This window comes from Sphingobacterium sp. MYb382 (assembly GCF_037572665.1).
In the GTDB taxonomy this organism is placed as follows: domain Bacteria; phylum Bacteroidota; class Bacteroidia; order Sphingobacteriales; family Sphingobacteriaceae; genus Sphingobacterium.
In genome coordinates this window covers 355228-379447 of sequence record NZ_JBBGZT010000028.1, presented here as the reverse complement: position 1 = coordinate 379447, position 24220 = coordinate 355228, and the positions used below count along the sequence as shown (strand labels likewise).

At 36.6% G+C, this 24220-nt stretch carries 21 protein-coding genes; 11 read left to right on the top strand and 10 right to left on the bottom strand.

The genetic code is table 11. The features are described 5' to 3' along the window. Genes WH223_RS16100 through WH223_RS16080 form a run of 5 tightly spaced genes read right to left on the bottom strand, consistent with a single transcriptional unit; the run spans window position 1 to window position 7832 of the window. Window positions 1-498: a hypothetical protein gene (locus tag WH223_RS16100; protein WP_340048788.1), complete on the bottom strand. Its 498-nt coding sequence runs from the start codon at window positions 496-498 to the stop codon at window positions 1-3. Between the two features lies 1 nt (window position 499). Continuing rightward, window positions 500-1264, bottom strand: coding sequence for a hypothetical protein (locus WH223_RS16095; protein WP_340048787.1), 765 nt, complete (start codon window positions 1262-1264; stop codon window positions 500-502). Window positions 1265-1274: 10 nt separating this feature from the next. Then, complete coding sequence (locus WH223_RS16090) at window positions 1275-4121, bottom strand: virulence factor SrfC family protein (protein WP_340048786.1); 2847 nt, start codon at window positions 4119-4121, stop codon at window positions 1275-1277. 7 nt (window positions 4122-4128) lie between these two features. Further along, complete coding sequence (locus tag WH223_RS16085) at window positions 4129-7140, bottom strand: virulence factor SrfB (RefSeq protein WP_340048785.1); 3012 nt, start codon at window positions 7138-7140, stop codon at window positions 4129-4131. A gap of 29 nt (window positions 7141-7169) precedes the next feature. Continuing rightward, on the bottom strand, window positions 7170-7832 hold the full coding sequence (locus tag WH223_RS16080; RefSeq protein WP_340048784.1) for a DUF805 domain-containing protein: 663 nt from the start codon (window positions 7830-7832) through the stop codon (window positions 7170-7172). A gap of 406 nt (window positions 7833-8238) precedes the next feature. Here WH223_RS16080 and WH223_RS16075 point away from each other — a divergent pair, with 406 nt between their 5' ends. Continuing rightward, window positions 8239-9207 carry an ROK family protein gene (locus WH223_RS16075; protein ID WP_340048783.1) on the top strand — a complete coding sequence of 323 codons (969 nt, stop codon included), beginning with the start codon at window positions 8239-8241 and terminating at the stop codon, window positions 9205-9207. A 148-nt stretch (window positions 9208-9355) separates the two neighbouring features. Here WH223_RS16075 and WH223_RS16070 read toward each other — a convergent pair whose 3' ends face one another. Then, window positions 9356-9766, bottom strand: coding sequence for a RidA family protein (locus WH223_RS16070; protein WP_340048782.1), 411 nt, complete (start codon window positions 9764-9766; stop codon window positions 9356-9358). 203 nt (window positions 9767-9969) lie between these two features. Between WH223_RS16070 and WH223_RS16065 the strand changes: the two genes are divergently transcribed. From WH223_RS16065 to WH223_RS16050, 4 genes are all read left to right on the top strand, one after another. After that, window positions 9970-10539 carry a Crp/Fnr family transcriptional regulator gene (locus tag WH223_RS16065; protein ID WP_340048781.1) on the top strand — a complete coding sequence of 190 codons (570 nt, stop codon included), beginning with the start codon at window positions 9970-9972 and terminating at the stop codon, window positions 10537-10539. Between the two features lie 577 nt (window positions 10540-11116). After that, the gene (locus tag WH223_RS16060; protein WP_340048780.1) at window positions 11117-11803 is read left to right on the top strand and encodes a hypothetical protein; all 687 of its coding nucleotides are present in this window, start codon (window positions 11117-11119) and stop codon (window positions 11801-11803) included. Further along, window positions 11803-12666 (top strand): hypothetical protein, encoded by an 864-nt coding sequence (locus WH223_RS16055; protein ID WP_340048779.1) that lies wholly within the window; start codon window positions 11803-11805, stop codon window positions 12664-12666. The genes WH223_RS16060 and WH223_RS16055 overlap by 1 nt, the downstream gene beginning before the upstream one ends. Beyond that, a complete protein-coding gene (locus WH223_RS16050) occupies window positions 12554-13396 on the top strand; it encodes a hypothetical protein (protein ID WP_340048778.1) in 843 nt (280 codons plus the stop codon). Before WH223_RS16055 ends, WH223_RS16050 begins: the two co-directional genes overlap by 113 nt. A gap of 241 nt (window positions 13397-13637) precedes the next feature. Here WH223_RS16050 and WH223_RS16045 read toward each other — a convergent pair whose 3' ends face one another. Beyond that, complete coding sequence (locus WH223_RS16045; RefSeq protein ID WP_340048777.1) at window positions 13638-14246, bottom strand: Vat family streptogramin A O-acetyltransferase; 609 nt, start codon at window positions 14244-14246, stop codon at window positions 13638-13640. Between the two features lie 258 nt (window positions 14247-14504). Next, the gene (locus WH223_RS16040) at window positions 14505-14879 is read right to left on the bottom strand and encodes a nuclear transport factor 2 family protein (RefSeq protein ID WP_340048776.1); all 375 of its coding nucleotides are present in this window, start codon (window positions 14877-14879) and stop codon (window positions 14505-14507) included. Window positions 14880-15571: 692 nt separating this feature from the next. Here WH223_RS16040 and WH223_RS16035 point away from each other — a divergent pair. The 5 genes from WH223_RS16035 (at window position 15572) to WH223_RS16015 (ending at window position 22217) form a co-directional block, all read left to right on the top strand. Next, window positions 15572-17194, top strand: coding sequence for a sensor histidine kinase (locus WH223_RS16035; protein ID WP_340048775.1), 1623 nt, complete (start codon window positions 15572-15574; stop codon window positions 17192-17194). 1 nt (window position 17195) lies between these two features. After that, entirely contained in the window at window positions 17196-17945 is a 750-nt protein-coding gene (locus WH223_RS16030; RefSeq protein ID WP_340048774.1) for a LytR/AlgR family response regulator transcription factor, read from the top strand. Window positions 17946-18817: 872 nt separating this feature from the next. Next, window positions 18818-19552 carry an HNH endonuclease gene (locus WH223_RS16025; protein WP_340048773.1) on the top strand — a complete coding sequence of 245 codons (735 nt, stop codon included), beginning with the start codon at window positions 18818-18820 and terminating at the stop codon, window positions 19550-19552. Between the two features lie 108 nt (window positions 19553-19660). Then, entirely contained in the window at window positions 19661-21358 is a 1698-nt protein-coding gene (locus WH223_RS16020; RefSeq protein WP_340048772.1) for an ATP-binding protein, read from the top strand. After that, the gene (locus WH223_RS16015) at window positions 21351-22217 is read left to right on the top strand and encodes an HNH endonuclease (protein ID WP_340048771.1); all 867 of its coding nucleotides are present in this window, start codon (window positions 21351-21353) and stop codon (window positions 22215-22217) included. Before WH223_RS16020 ends, WH223_RS16015 begins: the two co-directional genes overlap by 8 nt. 465 nt (window positions 22218-22682) lie before the next feature. Here WH223_RS16015 and WH223_RS16010 read toward each other — a convergent pair whose 3' ends face one another. Beyond that, window positions 22683-22955, bottom strand: coding sequence for a hypothetical protein (locus tag WH223_RS16010; protein WP_340048770.1), 273 nt, complete (start codon window positions 22953-22955; stop codon window positions 22683-22685). 411 nt (window positions 22956-23366) lie between these two features. Further along, window positions 23367-23708, bottom strand: coding sequence for an ISAon1 family transposase N-terminal region protein (locus WH223_RS16005; RefSeq protein WP_340048769.1), 342 nt, complete (start codon window positions 23706-23708; stop codon window positions 23367-23369). Between the two features lie 64 nt (window positions 23709-23772). Between WH223_RS16005 and WH223_RS16000 the strand changes: the two genes are divergently transcribed. Next, on the top strand, window positions 23773-24144 hold the full coding sequence (locus WH223_RS16000) for an ISAon1 family transposase N-terminal region protein (RefSeq protein WP_445265625.1): 372 nt from the start codon (window positions 23773-23775) through the stop codon (window positions 24142-24144). Window positions 24145-24220: the final 76 nt, after the last annotated feature.

The following is a 24220-nucleotide window of genomic DNA, read 5'->3' as shown; positions in this document are numbered from 1 at the left end:
TTAATTTGCTTCAGGACAGTTGACAATATACTCCCAAACGGTGCTTTCCGTAGGAGCAGATACTTCCACCACGCAGAACTCCGGTTTTCCAGCCTGTGCCGTATAATTCCACTCTAAAATGCCTGTTCCCGTTACTAGTCCATTAGTCTGAGCTACAATACGGCCATCATAATACACTTTAATCTCATCAGGAATCTTTACCGTATCGAATTGCAACGTTACCTTTCCTGTCTTATTTCCCAAATCGTGCTGGGTAGTCGTCGTACCTTGGCCTCCGGATTCTACACGAGCATCACAGTGAACTGTTTCAGGTGCCGCAGCAGGAGGCGTAGCTGCTGGTACTACGTTTTTACAATTTTCCAATTGCTGCATTAAAAGACTGACTTTACGATTAGGATTCCACCATAAAGCATACATCAACAAACCTATTAAAAGAAACAAGAGCAAATAAAACAAAGCCCAGTTTCTATAAAAGAAAGTATTATTGAAACGATCCATATTAGTTTAATGATAAAGATTTAACAAAAAAAACAAGACAGATTAACACCAGCAAAACCACTAATATCCACCAATATCTGGCTGCAAAATATTTTAAAAAGCCTAAAAAACCTCTTTTTTGTGAGTGAGCTACAGCAGCTGAATCCGTCTCTTTAAGCCTATCTTCGAGCAGCGGATCGATAGGGTCTACATAGATGTCTATCTTAACGTTTCCGTCTTTATCTTCCGCGGGTTTCTCCACTTGTGGCATTATAGGAGGCGGAAGGATAACTGGTGGTTTTTCCGCTTTAGGAGCCTGTACTTCTTCTACCGCCGAAAAATCGTTTGTTAAAATATTACGCTTTTGGTTTTGATTATTTTCGAACTTCCATCCCCATATAATACTGATATCCTTACCATTCGTAAAAATCAAATTGTTCTCTGGATTAAAAACATCCTGAATAATAGCAATCCAATTATGTAGATTTGAATCTTGTCTTTGCGACATCTGTTGGAGAACCTCTTGCAACTCTTCATATAGTTGCCAATACTGCTGAAGACCCTGTGGCCTAAAGTTTGATTGCTCCAATTGTTGCAAATTTGAAAAAGGCGAATACCAATCAATTTGATAATTGGTCTTCACAGGCTTCCCCAAAATATTTTTATACTTCTTGTCTACGTTAAAAGCTAAAAAATTGCTGATACGGTCATACTGATTGAATAAATAAGCATTATCATAAGATAAAGGCACATACTTATCCGTGGCTATGGAATAAAATTTATTCATAAACAACGTATTAGTTTAAATCGGAACTTAGGTTAGGAATTAATGTTGAACGATATGTCTCTTTTTGAGCCTCATCAGAAAGGGTTAAGGGTAAAAACTGCAGTACCAAATGCTGCAACTCACGGTTTGCCTCTTCGTCATAATTGATATATCCAGCATTGACAAGCAGAGAAATACGCAAAAACTCAATCCATTTATTATATTTTTGCAAGGCAATAGCTCTAATATCGATACGATCGTTATCAAAAAGTGACGAAATAGCCACACTAGAAGTATCTAAGTGACGCTCATAGTAACGATTGACATTACTAGCAGTAATATTTCTAGCCTCATCTCTTTCTTCTGTCGTAAAATAATTGATATCAAAATTGAACACCAATTCATTAATGATTAAAGCAAAAGATTCAGCCAAGAAAACTTCATACCCGTGGTTAACATCAATTTCAGAAATAACAGTATTCAGCAGGCGAACAAGTTTATCTGCTACCTTACGTTTCTCTAAGATCTCTTTGAAATAATCCAATACAAAGTTCAAATTATTACGACTCAAGCCGTAGGCTACAAGATCTTGATACTGATCAAAATCATTAATCTTTTCTAGCCAATTGTCGATGACCAAATGGACGTAATATTCTGCCTTCGTGGATTTAGCCTCATTTTGAATAAGCAGATGTTCGACCTTAACGCCATTTTGTTTTAAGAAATCTATTACCGCATGATGAGAAGCCAACCATAGATTGCGTTGCAAAATATCCAATACCTCATCTTTAGATTTTGCATCTTTCAATTCTGGGTATTGAGTTATCATAATAGAAGCTGTCGTTGTTTCCTCTAGTAATTTAGCACTCGTATCGACCACCATATTTTCGTTCAACAACGCATATACATCCTGAGCATGCAAAGACAAGCGTGTCATTAATGTATTAAAAAGCGTAATGTCTTTTACTAGCGCATTATTAAAAGACAACTGAAATTGATTAACATTTCCCATTTTGCTTTCGCGCATAGCGGAAATATCATCGTTATGGATATAATGTGTTAATTCTTGCTTTACTTTCAACATCAAGGCATTAATCTTTTGAAGGTTATGATTTACCTTCGTCCGATTGGAGGATACCTTTGTTAAAGACGCTGTAACAAGAGCCGAACCATCTTGATTTAAAGATGCCACTTGATTCCAAGAATGCTCTCCATTGCTAAAGTGCTTCTGTACAAAGCCATGCTTTACAAAAGACTCCTTTAGCACGCTTAAAAAGGTTGACCGTTCTGGGCTAACTCCTGTTTCTTTTCCTTCGAGCTCAAAGCCTTGAAAAGAATCATTAGAATATTTATAATCCCTAAGCAGAAAGAAATTTTGAAACAATTCTTGATTTAATGTCCATTTGGTATGCCAATTTCGGGTTTGCGTAACAATCTCTTGTTCGAAGAAACGCTCAAAACGTGTATCCCATTTATACATTAATTTGTCTGCAGACTCAAGGAATTTTATATCATTGGTGGTATCAAACTTAATCTGATTATTGAAGAAAGTGAAAATAACAAACAAAGGAGGTAAACTAGCTCCTTGCAGAGATTTAGTACGTTCTTCTGGCGTAGCGCCGATATTGTTCTCGATCCAATTGTAAAGCAAGGAAGAAATCTCGTTCACTTCTAACTGTTTGTCATTGGTACAAAACAGTAAGTTATTGATATTAAAATCCGAAGAATACTTATTAAACAAGTAAGAAACCTTGCCACGCAGTAGCATACCATCAATATTTTTGTCAGATACCTCCTTCTGATCTAGCGCCAAACGGCTACGTGCACCAGGGAAGTCCAACAAATCATTGAAGGCTAAAAACGGTTTTGATTCAACGAGATTTTCTGGAATTGAAAAAACCAACTCCGCAATTAAAGCAGTCAAGGCAGGAGCATGAATTTCAATCTCCCGTCCTCCAGGGGTTTTCAAAATCGTTAACTTACTAGCCGATTCCTCTCTTAACTCACTAAGTCTTTTCACATCAAGAATGGCCCCTCCTTCGCGCAAAACATTCTTAAACTTAATGTACCCAATCTTAGAGAACTCTACCTGTTTAAGCTTTTGTACGAGATGAATAAATAACTCGGTAAGTATTACTTCTTTGTTCCAAAGTATATAAAAAATACGGCTCCAATCTTCGGGGCGATAGCTGCCTATCACGCTACCAATACGTTCAAAGAAACGAGACTCGAAAAGCCCTTCAAAAAGAATAGTATGCTGAGAGAGGTTCTTCTCAAAATAATCCTTAATTTCCAATAAATCATATTCCGAAATATAGTCTTGCTGACTATCTGGTTTTTCAACCTCTAGCTTCTTAATATGGCTTTCAAAATCAGCCTTAGATGGGAAAGCAGTTATCTTCTTTAGATCCAAGAAAAAAGAATCTAACAACACGAGAAGTAAATCCTTAACAGACAACAAATTGACCTTAATTGGAAAATCAGAAAACTTATGATCCTTATCTATGGTAAAACGAGTTACTAAACCCGTACTTTCCGCTCCTGTTCCTGGAGGATTTATATCTTTTAGAAAATCAAAATAACTGCCATCATTCTCAATATTAAAAGGCTTCCCTTCTTCTGACAGCAAGTTTTTAATCAAGTACGATTTCCCTACCTGACTAGCTCCAAAAACAGCAATTACAGGTTTGTTACCTATATTACTTTCTACTTTTTTAATTGTATTTAAACTATTCTTTAAAGTAAGTAAAGCCTTATTGCGGTCTTCGTACTTTAAATTTTTATCTACCCAAAGAATAGATTTTTCAATCCATTGAGACTTATCGGAAATAAATTCCTTAATCGATTTTATCTCAGTTTCAGAATAATTGCTCACCATATTATCGCTATAAAACAAACTCACATGTATCTAACCAGTACCCTTGTACATTATCTAATGTTTGATAATGTAACGTGAAGAATTTCAAGGGCTTTTCATTCCCTTCGGCATCTTCAATATGCTCAATAGATAATAGTTCTTTACTTTCATCTATATCCCTAGAGAGTGTCACTTTTAAGGGTAAATGTTTTAATATTTCTCCTCTTTCCTTGTTAATTAATTCTTCATAAAATGACGGTTCCTTTCCAATAAATCGCATCCTGAAAACCTCTTCCATTTGTTTAATATCCAGGCCAAATTTGTAGAGAGCGGAATAGGTATAGTTTTGTGCTGTATATTTCGCATATCCAAAAGCAAAGGGTATAGTCTTCACGAGTATACTACCTTCATTATTCTGAGGCGTAAGCATAACAGTTTTGACATTATCTACTTTAGAAAGAATATAGTCGGCTGTTGAATTTAGATTTCTTGCCAATACGGCACTATTTAATCGAAAATCTTGAATCTTATTAAGTTTACCCGCCATCAAGGCAACGATAGCACCAACACTAACAATAGTCTTTGGGTCATTCACGACGCCCATATTGTCAGCAAAAGGATACCAGTTGCCTATCCAATAATTATTAAGGTTGATAACATTATTAGGAGAGGTTGCCAAAAATTTCTTAAACAATCCTTCGTAACTTAATAAAGAAGCAGGTTTCCCCGAAAGCACGACATAATCACATTCATATTGATTGATAACTAAAGAAATCTGCTTTACAAGACTCTCGAACACAGCACCAACTACCTGGTTTACTTGGCTGCCAGAGATTTGCCATTTTATTTCCAAAAAGCTAAAACCGAAAAACTTCTCAAAATATTTCACCAGCTCTTTATTCTCAAATTCCTTCCCTATTATTTCTTCAAAGGTTAACGAAAGTACAGCTGTATGATTCGCCTGTTCTAAAAACTTAAGGATGATTGGTGTAGCAACTTGATGCACAAAAGATTTACGCATCATCTTGGCTAAGTAGCCTATATTATTAGAATTTTCACCAAAAAAACCATTGATACGGTTTTTAATATCACTAATTCCCTTGGCTTTACCATAGTTTTCTAGTCCTCCAAAATCATTCACCTCTCCTACAGCAGTATTACCACGAATAATGATTTTTTGTATCAACTCTTTCAACAAATCATCCCCAGCAACTTTGAAGCTATCCCAAAATAAAGGCACCGGAGTTACCTCTTGAATCGTATTCGTTGTTTTTAAGTCGTATTGATTTATAATAACATCTGTAGTACCGGCACCAATATCAATTGAAGCAATCTTTAGGTGATTCTTATTATTAAATAAGTAATGTTCAATCACATAATTATTACCCTTCAGCTTTTTTGCGAACAAACTGTATACGAAGACCAACTGACTACAGGTAGCCTCATCGTACATCCAGTCCTTTTTATCCTCTTGCTGACTAATTTTTTTAGAAATATCTCCTATGCTAGGTACAATTTCAGGTTTCTTAAACCAATTTTCATTCTCTTCCTGATCAAAGTAAAACTGTTGATATCCCTCCAGTAGCGCACAAGCTTCCTCTGCGGCTTTTCGTAGTGCAATTTGCTCATGCTGAATCATTCCCGTTGGACAGGAAATCGTGATTCTCTTGATAATTCGAGGAACTGTCATGTCCCCATGCTCTTCCCTAAATTTGTAAGAGTTAATCTGTACATGTGCGTGTATCAACATTTCTAAGAACACAAATTTCATCAAAGAGCCTCTAGAAAATAATGATTTGGCACCAAAAACATCATTGCCTTTTAATAGGTCTCCATGTAGACTAAGCTGTTCGGAGATTCCGTTGAGGTAAACTTTCTTTACCCGGTTGGAATTTATTGGTTGATACTCCCATTCACGATCACTCAATTGATCATCCCACAAATACCGTTTGGGGCTAGAATTAAAGGTCTTAAGTTCATACCCCAAGTCTAAATTAGTACTAGCATTGTTAATCAATCGTTCGGCTTCAAAGCCTATACGAACGAAACTTGGAACAGTAAACTTGTTGTTATGGTAATTATCTGTATTGATATGTCCAAAACTCGACTCGCTGAACACTAAGTTCATTGGAAAAGAGTTGTTATACTCCTGATGTGGATCAGTATAATCTTGGATAATCAACTTTTTAACGCTATCAAACTCAAAATTATCGCTATCGCTATTTTCAAACAATAAGGCACAGGTAGCAGAATTACCAATATCAATCACCAAATCGACTGCTTTTTTACGTACATTATCTGTAAAAAGTTGTATCTCCGGAGACTCCACTTGATTAGCAAGCCACTTCATCAACATAATGTATTTGGCTACATACTTTTTGATGGGGTGATTGTAACGCTCTTCCTCATTTTTACCGTAAAATACTTCTGCAAGGTATTTGTCAATCCATGTCAGTGACCCATCTTGGGTAAATAAGAAATTGCTTAAATTAATCTCGTCAGACTGTATACGAAATACGTTCTCATCGGGATTATTACTCAGCTGTGGCCCTGTGCGATCGTCTTCTCCACGCGCCAATGATGTATCAATAGCGAAAACAATAGACGCTTTTGTAAAATCATCATCACAGGTGAAAAATACACGTACCCAATCTGTAGGAAAAAGCAAATCCTTATTAATCGCATTTTCTTTAAAAAATGGAAGAGGAAGCCACAAGTTTTGGTATTGCTTCAGCACCTGCTTAAGATTGCTTTCTTCATATACCTCATTCGTAACGGCCGTACAAAGGCTTAGGTCCGCTTCTTCTTTTAGACGCTTATTAATTACAAAATCTTTGTCAATAAGCTCTTGCAAACGATAATATTGCTCACCTCCCTCGGTATTAACCTTTAAAACAGGATCAAGTATAAAATCGAAATAGTTCGTATCAAAAGGTTGATCATAGTAAAAACGATTCTCCTTACCGAAATTTAGATCAATATTAACCTCATACTTGTAATATTGAATACTAGAGTTTGCTATTAATGAAATTCTCTTCATGAATCAGTGTGGCTATCTTAAAAAATCAATTATCGGTTCATTCCTTTTGGGTCAGGACCGTAATCATTCGTGAAAGCATCACCATCGGCAAAACACATCCAAAAACCATAAAACGGGATAAACTGATACCATCCTGAATTTCCTAAATCATGGCATCGTCTAGTATTTACGGCTAAGGAAAACCAAAAGAGAGGTAAAATAAGCAACGATACAAAGCCAGCTATCGCCCCATCCGCACTTTGGGATACTGCTGTTATCAAAAGCCATGCAAGAAAAAGGATAAAAAGAGAGAACCAATATTCACTTCTTCGAATCCTACCTTCAAAACTAAATGCGGTTGCTAAAAAGCTTTTTGACTCCGTCGTTTCATAGCTATTGACTTCTTGTTTTGGAGTACCATCGTTAGGCGTGAAAGCCTCCTTTTGTAGAGGATTTACAAGGGGCTTTACAGGTTCTTCTACAACGGCAGTAGGACTAACTTCTTCGGCTAGGCTATCCTGCTGTTCGTTATTTTCCATAGTGTCCTTAGGCACAAATAACATGGCTAACTCTGGGGATTCTTTAGCTTCTACCCAATCTTCCAATCCCTCATACCAAACAAGCGTGTCTTCTGTAATATTCGCTCGCTGAAGATCAAAGTAAGATACCGGACCAAAGCGTTCCGTTTCTATTAAATAAAAGTATTTATTCATACCTAAGGCTACGTAAATGATGATTAACTAATATGTACTGCCAAAACTATACAAATGGTTTTCCCGCTCTTTACGGGAATCCATAATGGCCATATTTTTATATATTAGCTTATCATCTGTAGCATTCAATCACAAAAAAGAGGTCTCTTTGAGGCGATAAACAGGAAAAACAGTGAATTTACAACAGGAATATTGTCTTGATTTTAACCATGAAGACAGCAACTCTTTGAAAAATAATGATTGCTTGAGGCTTAAATTAAACTTCTTTAACTTATAGATTGAGTTAAAGACAAAATAGGTTGCACCTTTATCTAAAGAATATTTTTATATTTGAATTTCTTCATTTTATTCTTCCATAATATATCATATTTTTAAAATTTTAGAACTTTAAACACTAAAAATAGAAATGTCATTAATAGATTTATCAAAACGCGTAGCGCTGGGAATCGATATCGGTGGTACAAATACGAAATTCGGAGTAGTCAACCATCGCGGCGAAGTTCTTGAAAGAGGAAGCTTGAAAACAGACAGCTATAAGACTGTCGAAGAGTTCATCGACGCCTTATATGAAAAAGCATACCCATTGATTGAAATGTTCGGTGGCGAGAAAAGCTTCGATGGAATCGGTGTAGGCGCGCCCGACGCTAATCATTATACAGGAACAATAGAGCACGCTCCTAACCTTCCTTGGAAAGGGACCATACCTTTTAGTAAGCTAGTAACGGCTAAATTCAATATACCATGTTCTATTACAAATGATGCAAATGCTGCAGCTTATGGTGAGATGCTTTTCGGAGCAGCACGAGGCATGAAAGATTTCATCATGATTACCTTAGGAACAGGCGTAGGAAGCGGAATTGTAGCGGCTGGAAAGCTTATCTATGGACATGACGGTTTTGCTGGCGAGTTAGGACATACCATCGTGAAGCCTGGTGGAAGAAAGCACTGGGGCACAGGTTCCGAAGGAAGCTTAGAGGCCTACGCTTCGGCAACAGGAATCACGATTACAGCAAAGAAAATGAGAGCTGAATTTCCAGAGTCTATGCTGAACCAATATCCTGAGGAGGCTATCAGTTCTAAAACCGTCCATGAATGTGCCTTAAAAGGTGACCCTATAGCTATTGAAGTATTCAGATATACAGGACAAAAACTAGGTGAAGCCCTAGCAAATTTTGTGATGTTCTCATCGCCAGAAGCTATCCTTCTTTTTGGAGGGGTGATTAAGGCGGGCGATTTCATCTTGAAACCAGCAAAACTACATATGGAAAGAAACCTCTTCCCATTATTTAGAAATAAAGTGAAATTAGTTTTCAGCGAACTCGAAGAAGCAGATGCAGCCATCTTAGGAGCAAGTGCTTTGGTTTGGGAAAAGTAATTTGAACACAAAATTATATAGTAAAGGCCGTCTCTAGAGACGGCCTTTACTATATAATTTCTAAATAGATAGCTCGATTCTTCTCCCGCAGAGACTTACTTAACGGATCTAGTCTGCTATAATAAGTGTATAAACCTCCTTTTACGGACTATAAGGGCATAAAGGCTGTTGCATCGACTTCTATCAGCATACCATCCAACGCTAAACGCGGAACAGGAATCAAAGTGCTTGCCGGAAATTCATTGTTCGTCCACAACTTATGCATCTCCTCTGTCCATATCTTAAGCTTATCTTGATCATGATCGACAATCAATACCGTGATTTTTAGTACATCAGCCGGCTTTAAATCATATTCTTTAAGTACTGTATCCAAGTTCTTCAACGTAAATTGAACTTGCGTTCTGAAGTCTGGCGACAGGCTATGCTCTAAATCTTCGCCACCGCTTTGGCCTGATATAAATACATATTTCCCATTGCCGGTAGCGCTCGTCGCATGTGCAAAACCAAATGGGGTCGGATCAAAAATTGATGATGGGTTTTTATGCGTTATCTTTGTCATGTTTTTTTTATTAGTATTTGTTTGTGAAAATACCTGTAGCCCTATAAGTACTACAGATAAGGTAAGCAAGAATGTTCTCATTTTGTTTTATTTTAATTGTTAAAACAAAATTAACCGTAGTCATTTTTAAAAACGTTTACATATGTTGAGAGAACATAAATTTAATAAATCATTTTCGCCGATTCTTAATTATCTTTATACTAATGACGTCATTTTGGGATTTTATAGACAGGTATATATTGTTAGCTGAGGAGTCAAAAGCGGCATGGTCTGCCCTATTGGTAAAGTCTGAGCTACAAAAAGGAGATTATCTATTAAACGAAGGAATGGTACCTAAAAAAATCACTTTTGTCCGTAAAGGTTTACTTTCCTACAGCTACCAAAATGATAAAGGAGAAAAGATAATTAAGAAGTTCTTTGCTGAAAACTCATTAGTAGCATCTACCAGCGCCCTATTGACGCAAGAACCTAGTATTTTCTCCATACAGGCACTCGAAGACACCGAACTAATAAGCTACAACTTTAGTGACTTCAGAGCCTTGACAATGGCCTATAACGATATTGCTAATTTTTACATCAGCTACTTAGAGCGCCATTGGGTCATTGAAAAAGAATTCGGTGAAATCACCCTTAAGGCAGACACGGCCAAACAGCGCTATTTAGATTTTACGAGAACATATCCAACGGTTGTTTCCCGCCTAAAGCTGCACCACATCGCCTCCTATCTAGCGATTACACCTACACAACTGAGTAGAATCAGAGCGGAATTGTAGTCTAAAAACTTCCTCCTAGGAGGAAAATATTCTTTCATCAACATGTTCTTGAAAAGCAAAGGTCAGTAAATTAAACCTTGCATTCCCATTCGTCCAAAACATATATTTCGACCAACAAACGATTAGAGTGAAACCTATCTTGCATACATGCTCAAAACAAGGCCGCTTAACTATAGTTGGCACAAATAAGCAAGCCACGCTGTTATATAGTCATTATACAAATGGTAAAAATCTACATATCAGACCTAGATATTCCAGCATACAAAGATTAAAGATTGCTTAAGGTTCTATTTATTCGAGAATGTAAAACCTGGTCATACATCTCAATAAAAAAACAACTAAAAAAAATGACTATCAACGTTATAAAAACAAATAATGCATTCTGTTACCCATAGCTCCTTGGCATCTTTTTTGCATCACACTTTCTTTATAGTATAATCATATATATTATATCGATAAAAAAATCACTAAATGCCACTAACCAATACCGTCAGAAGTCATCAATACAAAAGACATTATGAATGTACTTGCATTTTATGGAGAGTGAGAAAAATATTAAACAATAACCAACTATAAAATGAAACATCTGTTTATCACATGTACCACATTACTACTTTCTGGAAATTTATTGGCCCAGACTATGGAAACAGACCGCGTTGTGGATTGGAATTCTGATATCTATCAAGTAGGTCAGTTATACCCTGGTTATATTATCAAGCTGGAGGGTGACACCGTACAAGGCTTTATAAAAGCTGGACAACGCTGTGCTATAGGCGGTATAGGAAACAACAACCAGAATTCAGTTGAATTTTACCTTAGCAAATCTGATAGAAAACCTGCCGCGAAATACAAATCTGACCAACTGAAGGGTTACCAAATCGCAGACAAACTCTACGAATCTATTAATTACAATGGGGGCTTATTTAAAAAGCCTAATTTCAACCTAGTCGTTAAAGATGGAGCCATCCGTGTCTATCTATGGTATTCCACGGCCGAAAATTATGGCTTTATCAAGCAGCAAAGTGGTGAAAGCTGGCAAGATTTTGATAAAAGAAGATATGAAAGCAAGACTATAATAGCTAAAGACCCTAAAAAACCTATAGAGCATGGTATGTTAGGTCTTTCCTTTTCTAAAAACATGTCGGCCATGGTTGAAGACAATCCTGAGTTAGCAGAAAAGATAAAATCGAAGGCTAAAGGTTACACCTTATTTAATTTCTTTGATGTAATAAACGAATATAATACTTGGGCAAAATCAAGATAATGAAAAGACTACTATCGATAGGGTTTACTATGCTTAGCACCCTCGTATTCTCCCAACAAGTAATCAGTACCGAGGAATATACAAACGCATTTAGCAATACCTATTGGACGCGTGTACTAGGACATGATGAATCTGGATACTACCTATTGCGGGAGTCTGGCCCCATAAGTACAAAAACTATTATTCTCGAGAAATATTCCCCAGCTTTAAAACTTCTTTTTGCAAAAAATATTGAAGCAACTACCGGTATATGGAATGATGCGAGATACCATAAATACACAGAACTAAGCAATGGAAAAGTATATATATTTTTGGATGGCTGGAACAAAGAAAAACAAGAAAGCTCATGCTATGTACAACAGGTATTAGACGATGGCACACTAGCAACTGATATAAAAATATTGGAAACAGAAAGTGCCTCCAGCCAATCCAAAGCCCCAAACTATGTGATCAGCTTCTCGCCTGATGGCAGTAAACTAGCTGTACTTACTGAAAAAACCTATGAAAAAGAGAGCAAAGAAAAATTACGTTTGAAGGTATATAATAGTGCTGACTTATCTCCATTATGGAGTAAAGATCTAACGCTTGAAAACGCCGCAGAAAGAGGGCCAAACAATAGTCTCGTCGTTGATAACAACGGAACGACATACCTTTTCAAAGATATTAGAATATCGAGAAAACAACATCAATACCAGGTACTAGCTGTTGGAAAAGACCTTTATAAAGTATCTCCAATCAATTTGGATGGGTATGCACCCGTTCAAAATAAAATACAAATACGGGACTGGAAAATTAATTATCGCGGGTATCCTTGGGCCCCTAGAACAAAAAAATACAGACTGCCAAGCGACATGGTATTGTGAAATTGGAACATCGGGAGAACTAATACATAATCGCATCGAAATCTTTGAAGAATCGCTGTTACAGGCTATATTAACCAGAAAAACAGCCATTAAAGAGGGCTTTGTATTAGAGAACATCTTCTTAAAAGATGTACTCATAAAGCCATCCGGAGGTGTACTGCTCCTAGCAGAGGAACAATTAGATATTATAAGACCTAAGAAACAGGCGGGATCCCCTATCATAACAGAGGAACATGAACTGCATTATGGTAAAGGTCTGATAATGTCCCTTGACCACCAAGGTAAAAGCATGTGGAATGTCTTGTTAGACAAACGCCAAAATGAATTGACTACGGATCCAAAAACAGCATTTGGCTCTTATGCCTACCAGCTAAAAGAAGATAAATTATATTTAATTTGGAACTTTATGGAACTAAAGCGAGACCTTAAGCCTTTGCCAACATTCCGCTATTGGGTAGATCTAAATCAGAGTAAAATAAATATTGATAATCTATATGGCGTTAAGACCATACACCCTACCCTGCTGACCGTTATTGATAAGGATGGATATTTTGTTTATGATGACAGAACGTTTAAATCATTACCATTAAACACTATCCAACAGCAGAATGCATTTGCTATGGCTGTAGATCCGAACATATTTTTCCAAACGAATGGTGGGATTGTCATCCTGTCACATATGGAAGGAACGGATGCGAAGAGATACAAGTTTAGTACGATTTCATTTTAACTTAAAAAAAAGTGATTACGGGCAACGGTAATCACTGTCTTTAACAGCTGTTCCCCAAGTTCCCATATATTGTATGTGTGCGTATAAACTTTTTAAAACACCCCATAAGCGGTTGCAGTTTGTTGATAATTTGTGTTTTCACAACGTTAAGGTTCAATTTAAAACTTCTCTCCGCTTTTATATTTGGGAAAATAGCTTACAGCATCTGGTTCACCAAACTGCTATTATAGTATGTTTTGTATTATATTTTAGTGGTTAAATATCCAATATTTTCAGTTATTTTTTCTATTTCCCAATTCCACCATTCCATTTCTAATAATTCCTGAATTCTTTCTTCCGAAAACCTCTTTTTTATTTCTTTTGCTGGATTTCCACCAACAATAGTGTAAGGTTCTACATTTTTAGTAACCGTTGAGTTTGTTGAAATTATTGCTCCGTTTCCGATTTTTACTCCAGGCATAATCACCACATTATGTCCTATCCAAACATCATTTTCGATAATAGTATCTCCTTTATAAGGTAATTCTTCTTTTTTTGGCGCTGATTTACCCCAATCCTTTCCAAAAATATAAAATGGATAGGCTGTAATTCCATCCATTTTGTGATTAGCTCCATTCATTATAAATTTCACATCCGAAGCTATCATGCAAAATTTTCCAATTATTAACTTGTCTCCAATAAAATCAAAATGATATTTTACATTTTTCTCAAAATTCTCGATGTTTTCAAAATCATCATAATAGGTATAATCACCAACAATAATATTAGGATTTTTAATTATGTTTTTCAAAAAACACAGTTTGTTATAATTAGAAATGGGGAAAATATCGTTTTTATCTGGAATATTCATATCGTAGACTAAAATATCGTTAACGGACCTCAGCTTGCCGAAATATAGGTTTAAACTGAGAAAAAACTCAATTCTCACCAAAAATTAGCCAAAGCGATTTATTAGCTACTAAAGTATAAAAAAGGAATTAAGCAAAGCGAATCACGAACACTTAAATACAAAACAAAGACATAATCACATTTTATAAAGGATTTTAAGCAGTTTACTGGAGACACCCCTGAAAATTTCAAACGGTTTTTGTAATTAACATTATTCTAATCAAATAGCTGTTCCGCTTCCGCCTACTACTTTAATTCCATCATCGAATTTTTTCCAGAACCTTATATAGCGATAATTAGCTTCAAATGGCGAATCGTTATACGTCCCTTTCAATCTCATTGTTAGTGTGATGACTGCCATATCATCGATAATATTCAGATTTTCAACTTCAGGGAGCAATTCATAAACCTTTAATGCTCCATCGCGATATGTACTAAGATCGATTGCTTTGGTTATTACCTCACCGCTAGGGAGGATGAACAACAAATCATTGTGCAGTAACTCGTCAAGTAAAGTTATTTTGCTTTCTTTGATTGCTTGGTAGAGTTTGGTTTCCTGTTCGAGTATGTCGTGTTCTGTGATTCTCTTATCCATAATTTTACTTTTTTGTATATCTATAAATATCTCCGTAGTGTGACAAATTTATATTAACAGATGATCTTATTCAAGTATCGAAGTAAGAAAAACGATTTTTTAAAATTACAGCGGGGTTAGCATTTGCAACTTTGCATTGTAATCATAATTAAAAGGCAATGGAAAAAGTAACTCTAAAATCAGTAATCATTTTGACGGCGTCTATCACCATGATTGCTTGTAATTCAACAAATCGTTTAACAAGCAAAAAAAATGTTTTCAGTAGAACAAATTAAAGCGGCTCACAGAAAAGCTAAATCAGGTGCAGACTTTCCAAATTGTCATGCTGTCCTTCGACAGGCTCAGGATGACAAGTCAAAGGATTGCTTAGAAAGGGATAACGTGATAAGAGGATGATTCTTGCTAAGAGATTTTATCCTTGCTTGTAAGGCTTTAAATTAGCTTCCACTGGGTTTATAGCAACCTCGCTGCTCTAAACTCTATCCTGCTCCTCCTCCGGATCGACCTATGCCCCACCTCCGAAGTTTCTCTATACCGTAGCTGGAGTAAATTACCATAAAGGGTTCTCTTGTTTTGATATTCAAATACTGCACAAAATATTATATTTACTATTTCAAACACTGTCTTTGCTATTTTATGGTTTCAGCTTTGCTATGATTGTGACAAGTTTGATGAAAATTAAACTCAACACCATGACAAAAACCTTCTATACATTTTTCATCTTTATTATCACCCTGTCTGCGGTAAATGCACAAAAAGGCATCAACTTTTCCCATACGTATCCCGGCGGAGGAAGACTACTTATGTGTGTGGATAGCTCAGCTAAAAACATTTATTATAACCAAATATTTCCTAACCAACCTAATACTTCTTTTAGTTATTTGCCTGAAGTAAACAATATAAGTGTCCAAATTTATTTTAGAAAGACGGAAAGTGTACAGCATTTTCGATATACTATTTTAGCCGATAATGAAACCATTGTGATCAATAAATCGATCAACAAAGAGGACCTAAAGAATGTTGTAAGGAAAGATGACGACTTCAAAGACGAAGTACTCAGCACTACAACACTTGGCATTTTCCCTATACAAGGAAAAACTATTACTATACTAATCTACAGCATCGAAAAACCTCTTGATATACAGAAATCTGTTTTTTACGGCAAGCCTATTCCGAGAGCAAAAATCGAAGTCATAGCAAAGCGTTTTGCAACAGAAAAAGGCGTTGACTACAACGATATATTAGAGCCTAAAGAAAAGATAAATCTCACTTTTAATAAGAAAGACGACGAACTAACCATTGTGAAAGAAGCAACGGATATTGATTATCTCTATTATATGTCCGTAAAAGACAAGAGAACGGATAAAACAATATTTGAATCCACTTCGTGGCTATACGGCGGTTATCTTAATAAAGCTGGTGCACCTTTACCTTATGTAAAGGTTGAAAAAAGCATTTTCAAAAAATCGGGAGATTATGAAATTACTATTCAGCCATTAATCAACTGGAACAAGTGCCTTGATTGCGATATATCAGCAAAAGAAACAGAGAAATATATAAGCAGATATACGCTCTCTTTAACGCTAGATGAAGAGAGCTACTCAAAAAAAGAGCTTTTAATTTATACGCTAATTGCGGTATTTTCTATTGGGCTAGTCTTTCTCAATATTCTTTACTTCATCAAAAAAAGAAATAAAAAGAAGCTAGCAGAAAAAGAGCAACAACAAAACATGGCAAAGCTCAAACTTAGCTCTATTCGTTCTCAATTAAATCCTCATTTTCTATTTAATTTACTCGCTGGCATTCAAAACTTAATGAACAAGAACGAAATAGACAATGCCAACAAATACCTTTCTAAATTTGCTCGTTTAACACGCCATGTGCTTGATGATAAAGAACTGATTAATTTGTCACAAGAAAAAAGTTTACTCGACGATTACTTACAAATGGAGCAATTGCGATTTGGCTTTACGCACGAAATTAACTACTCCGAAGACTTAGATAACGTAGAAATACCAAGTATGCTACTACAACCATTTGTAGAAAATGCAGTGAAGCATGGTATATCACAAAAAGCAGCCGATGGGAAAATCGCAATCAAATTCATTAAACAAGCAAATGATTTGGTATTAACGGTTACTGATAATGGAAATGGATTTGATGTAGGGGAAAAGCATAATGGTTTAGGGCTTCAATTAAGTAACAGTAGAATAGCACTATTAAATAGCATTTATAAAGAAAATCGCTTTATCTTAGCTATACAACCAACCAATAATGGAACTATAATAAGCTTAAAATTAACCGATTGGCTATAACATGATCAGAGCAGTATTAGTAGATGACGAAATTTCCAACGTAGAAAACCTACGGACTTTATTAGAAAAGCACTGTCCGCAGGTAACTATAATCGCAACAGCTCAAAATGTAAGTGATGCCGTTAAGGCTATTGAAAGGAATTTGCCGGATTTAGTGTTTCTAGATATTCAAATGGGTGAGAAAACAGGTTTTGATGTACTGAAACTGCTACCGTCACGCAATTTCGATGTTATTTTTGTTACTGCTTACGACCAATATGGTGTACAAGCAGTAAAATCTGCCGCCTTAGATTATCTTTTAAAACCTATTGATATAGAAGAGTTGATGAACGCGGTAACTATAGCTGAACATAAATTCGCCAAACAAATACGAACTTCACAGCTCGATTTTTTACTGCAACAACTCAAAAAGCCAGAAACGAACGTCAGCAAAATTGCCTTGCCTATGCAAACCGAAATAAGGTATGTTCCTTTATCAGAAATTATACGTTGTGAAGCCGACAATACGTATACCCACTTCTTCCTTTCGACTGATGAAAAAATATTGGTTTCTAAATCACTTAAAGAATATGCAGATTTACTGCGTCCCAACGGATTTTTAAGAACGCACCAAAGTCATTTAGTAAACCCTAAATACGTAAAAAGCTGGTTAAAGGAAGATGGTGGTGTTTTACTCTTATTATCTGGAGAAAAAATCCCCATTTCTAAGCCCAACAAGGAGATGGTAAAACAAGCCTTGCAACAACTATAAACAATTATAAGGTTATTTAAATTGGGTTTTCTGGGGCCAGCAGGGATTTGCACAGTTCTGCTACCAAACGCTTTCCTGAGTGAAAAAGTTAGCTCAGCCTCACGATTCAACCTTGTAACGAGCATACCTAAACACGGCGTTTGCAACATAAGAACAATATGTATTAACTTCTTTAATCAGCCACAACCTTCCCAAATTGTCATCCTGCCCTTCAACAGGCTCAGGATGACAAGTCGAAGGATCGTTTAGAAAGGAAATTACGGTATAGGGGGTGGTCCTTGTTAATAGGCGTTGTTCTTGCTTCTAAGGCTTTAAATTAGACTCCACTGGGTTAGCAGCCTCGGCTCTCTTAAACTCTATCCTGAGTCTCCTACGGACGAACCCAGCCCTGCGCTTCTGTTCTCAACCCTCGGGATTCACACCTAGTGTGAATCCCGAGGGTTTATTCAGTATGTGGAGTGTTCTTGATTTGGTACTCACCGAATCGCTCACCATTTTTTTAATACGTTTTTTGCTGCAATTGCTATAGTGTAAATATAATCAATCTGTTTAAAAATTCGGACATCAAACCCCTATCGACTAGCCTCTATGAGAAATATATTAATTTATTCGGGAAGTGGACCAAGGTACATTTCTCTGTTAAATGACCTTGCCCATAGTCGTATTTACATCCGTAATGTTGCACCCGTCACTTACGATCTCCTGGCCTATCCTGTCTGTTTATATCTACAATTAAGACGATTCTTCTAGACTTTCTATCAAAAGACCGATTTTTGTAAAAACACGAAAGGTCCGGCTAAAAGAGGCATCACAGTTTCCGTATGAAAGAAATAAAAGATTATTCTGTAATTTAAGCCATCTAAAATCAACGAATGGCAATTTCAGATAAAACCAGAAAATTATTATGGGGGAAATCCGGTAACAGGTGCGCCATCTGCAAAACAGAATTGGTTACCAAAAAAGAAGATAATGCAGAATTTAACATTGGTGAAGAGTGTCACATTATCAGTTCAAAACCGACTGGCCCACGGCATGTTGAAGGTTTGCTTGGCTACGATCAATATGAAAACCTGCTGCTGTTATGCCGGAATCATCATAAAGAAATTGATGAGTTGGAAGACACCTACAATGAGGAGGTTTTGCGATACCTCAAAACCAACCACGAAAACTGGGTAAGAATCACGTTAAAAAATGCATCTGAAGAAATCAGTGGAAACGAAAAACCACTCTTCCTTGCCCAGGTTACATCAGGTAAAGTTTTATACAACATCATCAATGGAGTATATGGTTACAATACGGACTATGATGAATCCGAAACCCAAAGTGAGATGGATTTTATAGCCTATGTGCTTGAAACCATCAGGAATTACGGGGATTTGACAGGCATGTCGGATCCGGATTCTGTTAGTATGGCCTATGACCTTAGGCAGCTTTTAGAGCAAATAGATAAACGTGGGTATATGTTATTTGCGGATCGTGGAAATCAACCTATGTTTCTAGGCAATCCAAAAAGTGAAGACTGGACAGTTGCTACGTTAATTTTAAGAAGAAAAGAGAATCCTGAAATTGTCAAAGTTGACATGGCAACTGGAAAGCAAATTTTATAATAGATCCATTCAGAATTAAAAATTTTTCATAAATTACTCCTCAACATTATCTGATTATCGTCTCAATCAATAATAGCTCATAAATTTAAATTTTCATCTCTCAAAGAAATGCCCAATCGAAATTTACCATTGTTTGAAGTAATCCCTGAAAACAAACGATATTTTGAACGCTCCAGTAAAAAATCCGTTTTTGTCATAGAAAAAAATAATTGGAATGATTACTGGTTTTTCACCGCATACACACTTTATCATTCAGCAATTTCATCAAGTAGCGATAAGGATCAGCTCATTGGTCACCTCAAAATTTTAAAACGTGGTCAGTCTAAAAATCAGTTTGATCTGCTGAAAGAAGGCGTTATGGAATATTTGGATGAGGATTTTTGTTCAATGGGTGCTGACCTTGACTATTATCAACGCTTGTCTGATTTAGAACCTACCATTCGGAAAAAGGTGCTTAATGCATTAAATGATGTGGTAAATAATGTCGAAATCAGAAATACCTTTGAGGCAGAAGATGGTTTTAAGGTCTCCCTTTTAAGGGGTAGAAATTTGGATGATGATATTTTTGATCTTGGAAAAATCATTATTGAGAGGAATTACAAGGCCTTGTTCGATATGCATTTAAAGCTTTCATTCGATATGCCAGGCTTAACACATTCCATTGAGTTTGATTTCAGCAATCCTACAGTCGGTTATCAATCCATTTTGCCAGAGCGGATAGGTGTTTTAATTGGTAGAAACGGATCGGGTAAAAGTACCATCCTATCCAGGCTCTCTAGAATTGCAAGCTCAATGCCACAGGATAGAATTGATCAAACGCTTCAAGATACAATTGGTACCATCTCACCAGAGGGTGTTGGATTCCCACGGGTAATCTTCTTGTCGTATAGCCCCTTTGATTCTTTCAATACTCCTGGATTAACTCTGGACCATAAAAAAAGAATTATTAATGAAATGAAGCATGGCCTGGGGTCCTACATGTTTTGCGGCACCCGAAATATCGTGAAAGAATTGGAATCCTCCTTCGAACAAATCGCTTCCCGGGCACATTCTTCTGGAAGGTTGGCTGATGAAGATATTATCTCCGACCGGATTGAAAAGACAATTTTAAAATCCAATCAGGAACTTGCCCAAGAATTTTCCAGAAATATACAAATGATTTCTCAAACAAGAAATGCTGAGCTAATTCAGCCTGTTATTGAAATTTTGAGACAGGAGCAAACGCTCAATCATTTATTAGCAGAGAAATATTCAAATAATACTGCTACCGAACTTGAACACTTTTTTAACCAACTTAGTACCGGGCATAAGTTTGTCATACATGCAATGTCAAGCATTATCTCAACCATTGCACCGCGCTCGCTTTTACTTTTTGATGAACCAGAAACCCATTTACATCCCCCCATGCTTGCCGTTTTAATGAAAGCCATTAGATATACACTTGATCGTACAAACTCCACTATGATCGTGGCAACTCATTCACCTGTTGTGTTACAGGAAACCATTTCCAGACAAGTGCTTGTGGTTAGAAGAGAAGGAAAATCAATTAAAGCCTCCCCTCCAAAACTAGAAACCTTTGGTGAGAATGTTGGTATTCTTACCCAAACAGCCTTTGGACTTTCTACTGATATCTCCCAGTATCATGATGTTTTGGATGAAATGATTGGTCAATACTTTTTTATTCCACCTGGTAAAACTTCGCTCTCTGAAGTCTTGGCTTTCGTTGAGAAACATTTTGATAAAGGTTTAAGTATGCAAGCAAGGTCATATGTAATGTCACAAATAGCCAATAAACTCAATGATTAAACTTGATTTACCCATATTTTCGAATGCCGTGGAAGAATTAAGGCTGGGGCTCATTGGTAAGCGAAAGCAATACAACATGACATTAGATGAAGAAATTCAGGTAAAGGAAATATATGACCAGTACGAACTATCGAAAGGACAAACCCAAACTTTTCTAAAAGCCGAACATCTCGATGTTTCATTCCGAGATGCGATACAGCTTGCCTACAAACAAGTTGCGGAAGGCAAACGTTTGGAAAAACTGCGAGCTCGTATTTTATTAGATACCCAGGACTGTACCTGCTGTGGTTTGGTTGGAAGCGATACCATTGACCATTATTTGCCCCAGGAGGATTATCCCGTCCTCGCAGTTTATTCTTCGAATCTTATTCCTCTTTGTCAAAAGTGCAATAACAAAAAAAGATCCGTTGATGGAAGCATTCCCGGCAAACGGTTTGTTCATGCCTATTATGATAACTTACCGGATAATGTTCAGTTTTTAATTGCAAAAGTTGCAATGAAAGAAGGCGCACTGATGATTGACTTTGAAATTGATGATACATCCCCCCTAGATTCAGGATTATTGATTAGCCTTAACTACCAACTCAACAGGGTCGATTTTTATAAACGGGCAAAGCGCCAGGTGAATGATTTTTTAGGAGGGCTGGCAGTATATATTGAGCAGGACTACCATTCGGACAAAACCAATGGCGTCAAAACAGGTTTAGAACGAAACTATCACTATCACTTAAAAAACTCAGGAATCAACAATTGGAAAACTGTTTTATTCCAAGAATTGATGAATTGCACGGAGTTTTGTGAAGGAGGATTTTATACCGCACTAAATATTGAAATAAGTAAATCTGTATTTATAACATAATGGGCAAAGGCTAAGCAACAATTTACTTATATTAAGAACTTTTTATTTTTGCATACAACATTTGTGATGAGCCAAAATGAATTTGATATTTTTCAGCATTCAAAAAAACACCCATAGGCGGACAAAATTTTTGTTATGGATTCTCCGGATATCATCACCTGAGCAAGCAGGAATTGGGCAGTAAGCCCTATTCTGTACCTGTATGCGTTGCAAACGGGGTTGTAAGAATCCTCCGAGGATTCTTTAGTCTTTAAGAAGGTTACAGAATAGTGAATATAGGGTTCTAGCTGGAATCCTACCTTTCTGGATACTTTATTTAAGAAGGGAAATAAAGAAAGGTGTTTTTGCAAAAGAGTTTCCCCCGCGCATTTGCGGCTTGCAAAAATACCTTAGCCCAAGGCCACCACGCAGTTTTTGTGGGGGTGTTTACGGAAAAGACCGTGGGCTTGAAGAAAAGGGAGTGGTTCAATCATCGATCAGCATACTTTTTAAACTTTCAATTTCTGGGTGCCGGTAGGCTAACGTGCCATGTTGAAAGTCAAACAGTTTTTCCATCAGAATGACTTTTTCATACGGGATATCTTGTGTGCTTTCCGGCAGTATTCTCCGGTAATTGTGGAAGGTATTTAGTGAAATACTTAAAAGGTCTGGCAGAATTTGCATCGCCTTACGGTATTGCCATACATTGAGATTGAATAGATACTCATCGATCTTGTATTTTCTAGTTTGCTTTTTCATGACGTTATGTATTAAGTTCGGTTATCATTTATGGGTTTAGTTTACTGTTATAGTGGTGTTATTAATACAGAATACGGTCTGGCTGCTGTCAATCAGATAGATGACCTCAATTAGTTTTTCTATGTACTCTTTGACAACCACCATTGCACTTCCGTCTTCTAAAACCTCATAATAGCGACTATAGTTCCCTTTTTACCTCTAGCATTTTTGTTGGTCACTACTGTATAAAGCTCGCCTAGGGATAGACTAGTCTCATCAATTGATAGATTATGACCTATGTTTTCTGGAAATTTTAATCCGTGTTTCCCATCAACCTCATCAGACCACTTACGAAATCCACTCAGTGAATCACGATAGTAACGTTGTAGCTTTCTGCCTTTTACACCATAAAATGAAACTATAACCTGTAGGCTATGTGCTTGGGTATCGGCTGATTGCTTTTAAAAAAGCGGCGAAATCACTTGTGATACGCGTTCCTTTAGCTACAGTCTCCCAATTTCGATGAACAGATTGATTTGTGTTTGTATTAAGCCTCCTACGTCGCTTAATATTTAAATAAACATCGAGTCCACGAATAGGAAAATCTTGTATTTCAATAGGATCGTAGAAACCTTTAGAAAGTAATTTAGCGGAAGAATATTCCTCAGGAGTAACGTTGCGTTCAACTAAAAAGATATCTAAACGATTATCTGTTTTAGCGAAGTGGCTTAATTCAAAATATTCATTGACACCTTCGGGAATGATAAGTGGCATTAAGGCGTTAAAGGAGGATCATACGGAATTCTTGGGGGGTAAATTTAATTATTGTTAGTTTAGCATTTTAAATAGATATACTTTACAAGACGCTGAACGTAAACTTCTGACTTTATTGATGCCCGAAGGGCTATTAGAATATTTTGATATCATGGATGTTGTCTCAAAAGACAACGAACTTCATATTTATCTCGATGAAAAGAACATAGCCCCTTCAGGTTATGAAAATGCTAAATTAGAATCAAAAGGTTTTATGCCATCCGCTGAAATTAAGGATTTTCCTATTCGCACTCAGAAAGTTACACTTCATATTAAACGCCGACGTTGGACAGTTCTAGCTGATGGGAAAATCATTACTAGAGATTGGAACTTGGTGCGTGAAGGGGCTCGAATGACTACAGAGTTCGGGCTTTTTTTAAAGGGGATATTTGGATAATTATCCCATTAGTGCTCATCTATTAGGTCTTTTCTTCCAGTTAGATGGAAAACAGCTCCAGGAGCACTATAAAAAC

Coding starts and splice junctions, on each gene's coding strand:
- WH223_RS16080 (WP_340048784.1), bottom strand. CDS start 7,832: ATGAATAAATACTTTTATTTAATAGAAACGGAACGCTTTGGTCCGGTA.
- WH223_RS16025 (WP_340048773.1), top strand. CDS start 18,818: ATGGCAATTTCAGATAAAACCAGAAAATTATTATGGGGGAAATCCGGT.
- WH223_RS16055 (WP_340048779.1), top strand. CDS start 11,803: ATGAAAAGACTACTATCGATAGGGTTTACTATGCTTAGCACCCTCGTA.
- WH223_RS16075 (WP_340048783.1), top strand. CDS start 8,239: ATGTCATTAATAGATTTATCAAAACGCGTAGCGCTGGGAATCGATATC.
- WH223_RS16050 (WP_340048778.1), top strand. CDS start 12,554: ATGCACCCGTTCAAAATAAAATACAAATACGGGACTGGAAAATTAATT.
- WH223_RS16010 (WP_340048770.1), bottom strand. CDS start 22,955: ATGAAAAAGCAAACTAGAAAATACAAGATCGATGAGTATCTATTCAAT.
- WH223_RS16005 (WP_340048769.1), bottom strand. CDS start 23,708: ATGCCACTTATCATTCCCGAAGGTGTCAATGAATATTTTGAATTAAGC.
- WH223_RS16040 (WP_340048776.1), bottom strand. CDS start 14,879: ATGGATAAGAGAATCACAGAACACGACATACTCGAACAGGAAACCAAA.
- WH223_RS16035 (WP_340048775.1), top strand. CDS start 15,572: ATGACAAAAACCTTCTATACATTTTTCATCTTTATTATCACCCTGTCT.
- WH223_RS16090 (WP_340048786.1), bottom strand. CDS start 4,121: ATGGTGAGCAATTATTCTGAAACTGAGATAAAATCGATTAAGGAATTT.
- WH223_RS16085 (WP_340048785.1), bottom strand. CDS start 7,140: ATGAAGAGAATTTCATTAATAGCAAACTCTAGTATTCAATATTACAAG.
- WH223_RS16095 (WP_340048787.1), bottom strand. CDS start 1,264: ATGAATAAATTTTATTCCATAGCCACGGATAAGTATGTGCCTTTATCT.
- WH223_RS16100 (WP_340048788.1), bottom strand. CDS start 498: ATGGATCGTTTCAATAATACTTTCTTTTATAGAAACTGGGCTTTGTTT.
- WH223_RS16065 (WP_340048781.1), top strand. CDS start 9,970: ATGACGTCATTTTGGGATTTTATAGACAGGTATATATTGTTAGCTGAG.
- WH223_RS16070 (WP_340048782.1), bottom strand. CDS start 9,766: ATGACAAAGATAACGCATAAAAACCCATCATCAATTTTTGATCCGACC.
- WH223_RS16030 (WP_340048774.1), top strand. CDS start 17,196: ATGATCAGAGCAGTATTAGTAGATGACGAAATTTCCAACGTAGAAAAC.
- WH223_RS16060 (WP_340048780.1), top strand. CDS start 11,117: ATGAAACATCTGTTTATCACATGTACCACATTACTACTTTCTGGAAAT.
- WH223_RS16015 (WP_340048771.1), top strand. CDS start 21,351: ATGATTAAACTTGATTTACCCATATTTTCGAATGCCGTGGAAGAATTA.
- WH223_RS16020 (WP_340048772.1), top strand. CDS start 19,661: ATGCCCAATCGAAATTTACCATTGTTTGAAGTAATCCCTGAAAACAAA.
- WH223_RS16045 (WP_340048777.1), bottom strand. CDS start 14,246: ATGAATATTCCAGATAAAAACGATATTTTCCCCATTTCTAATTATAAC.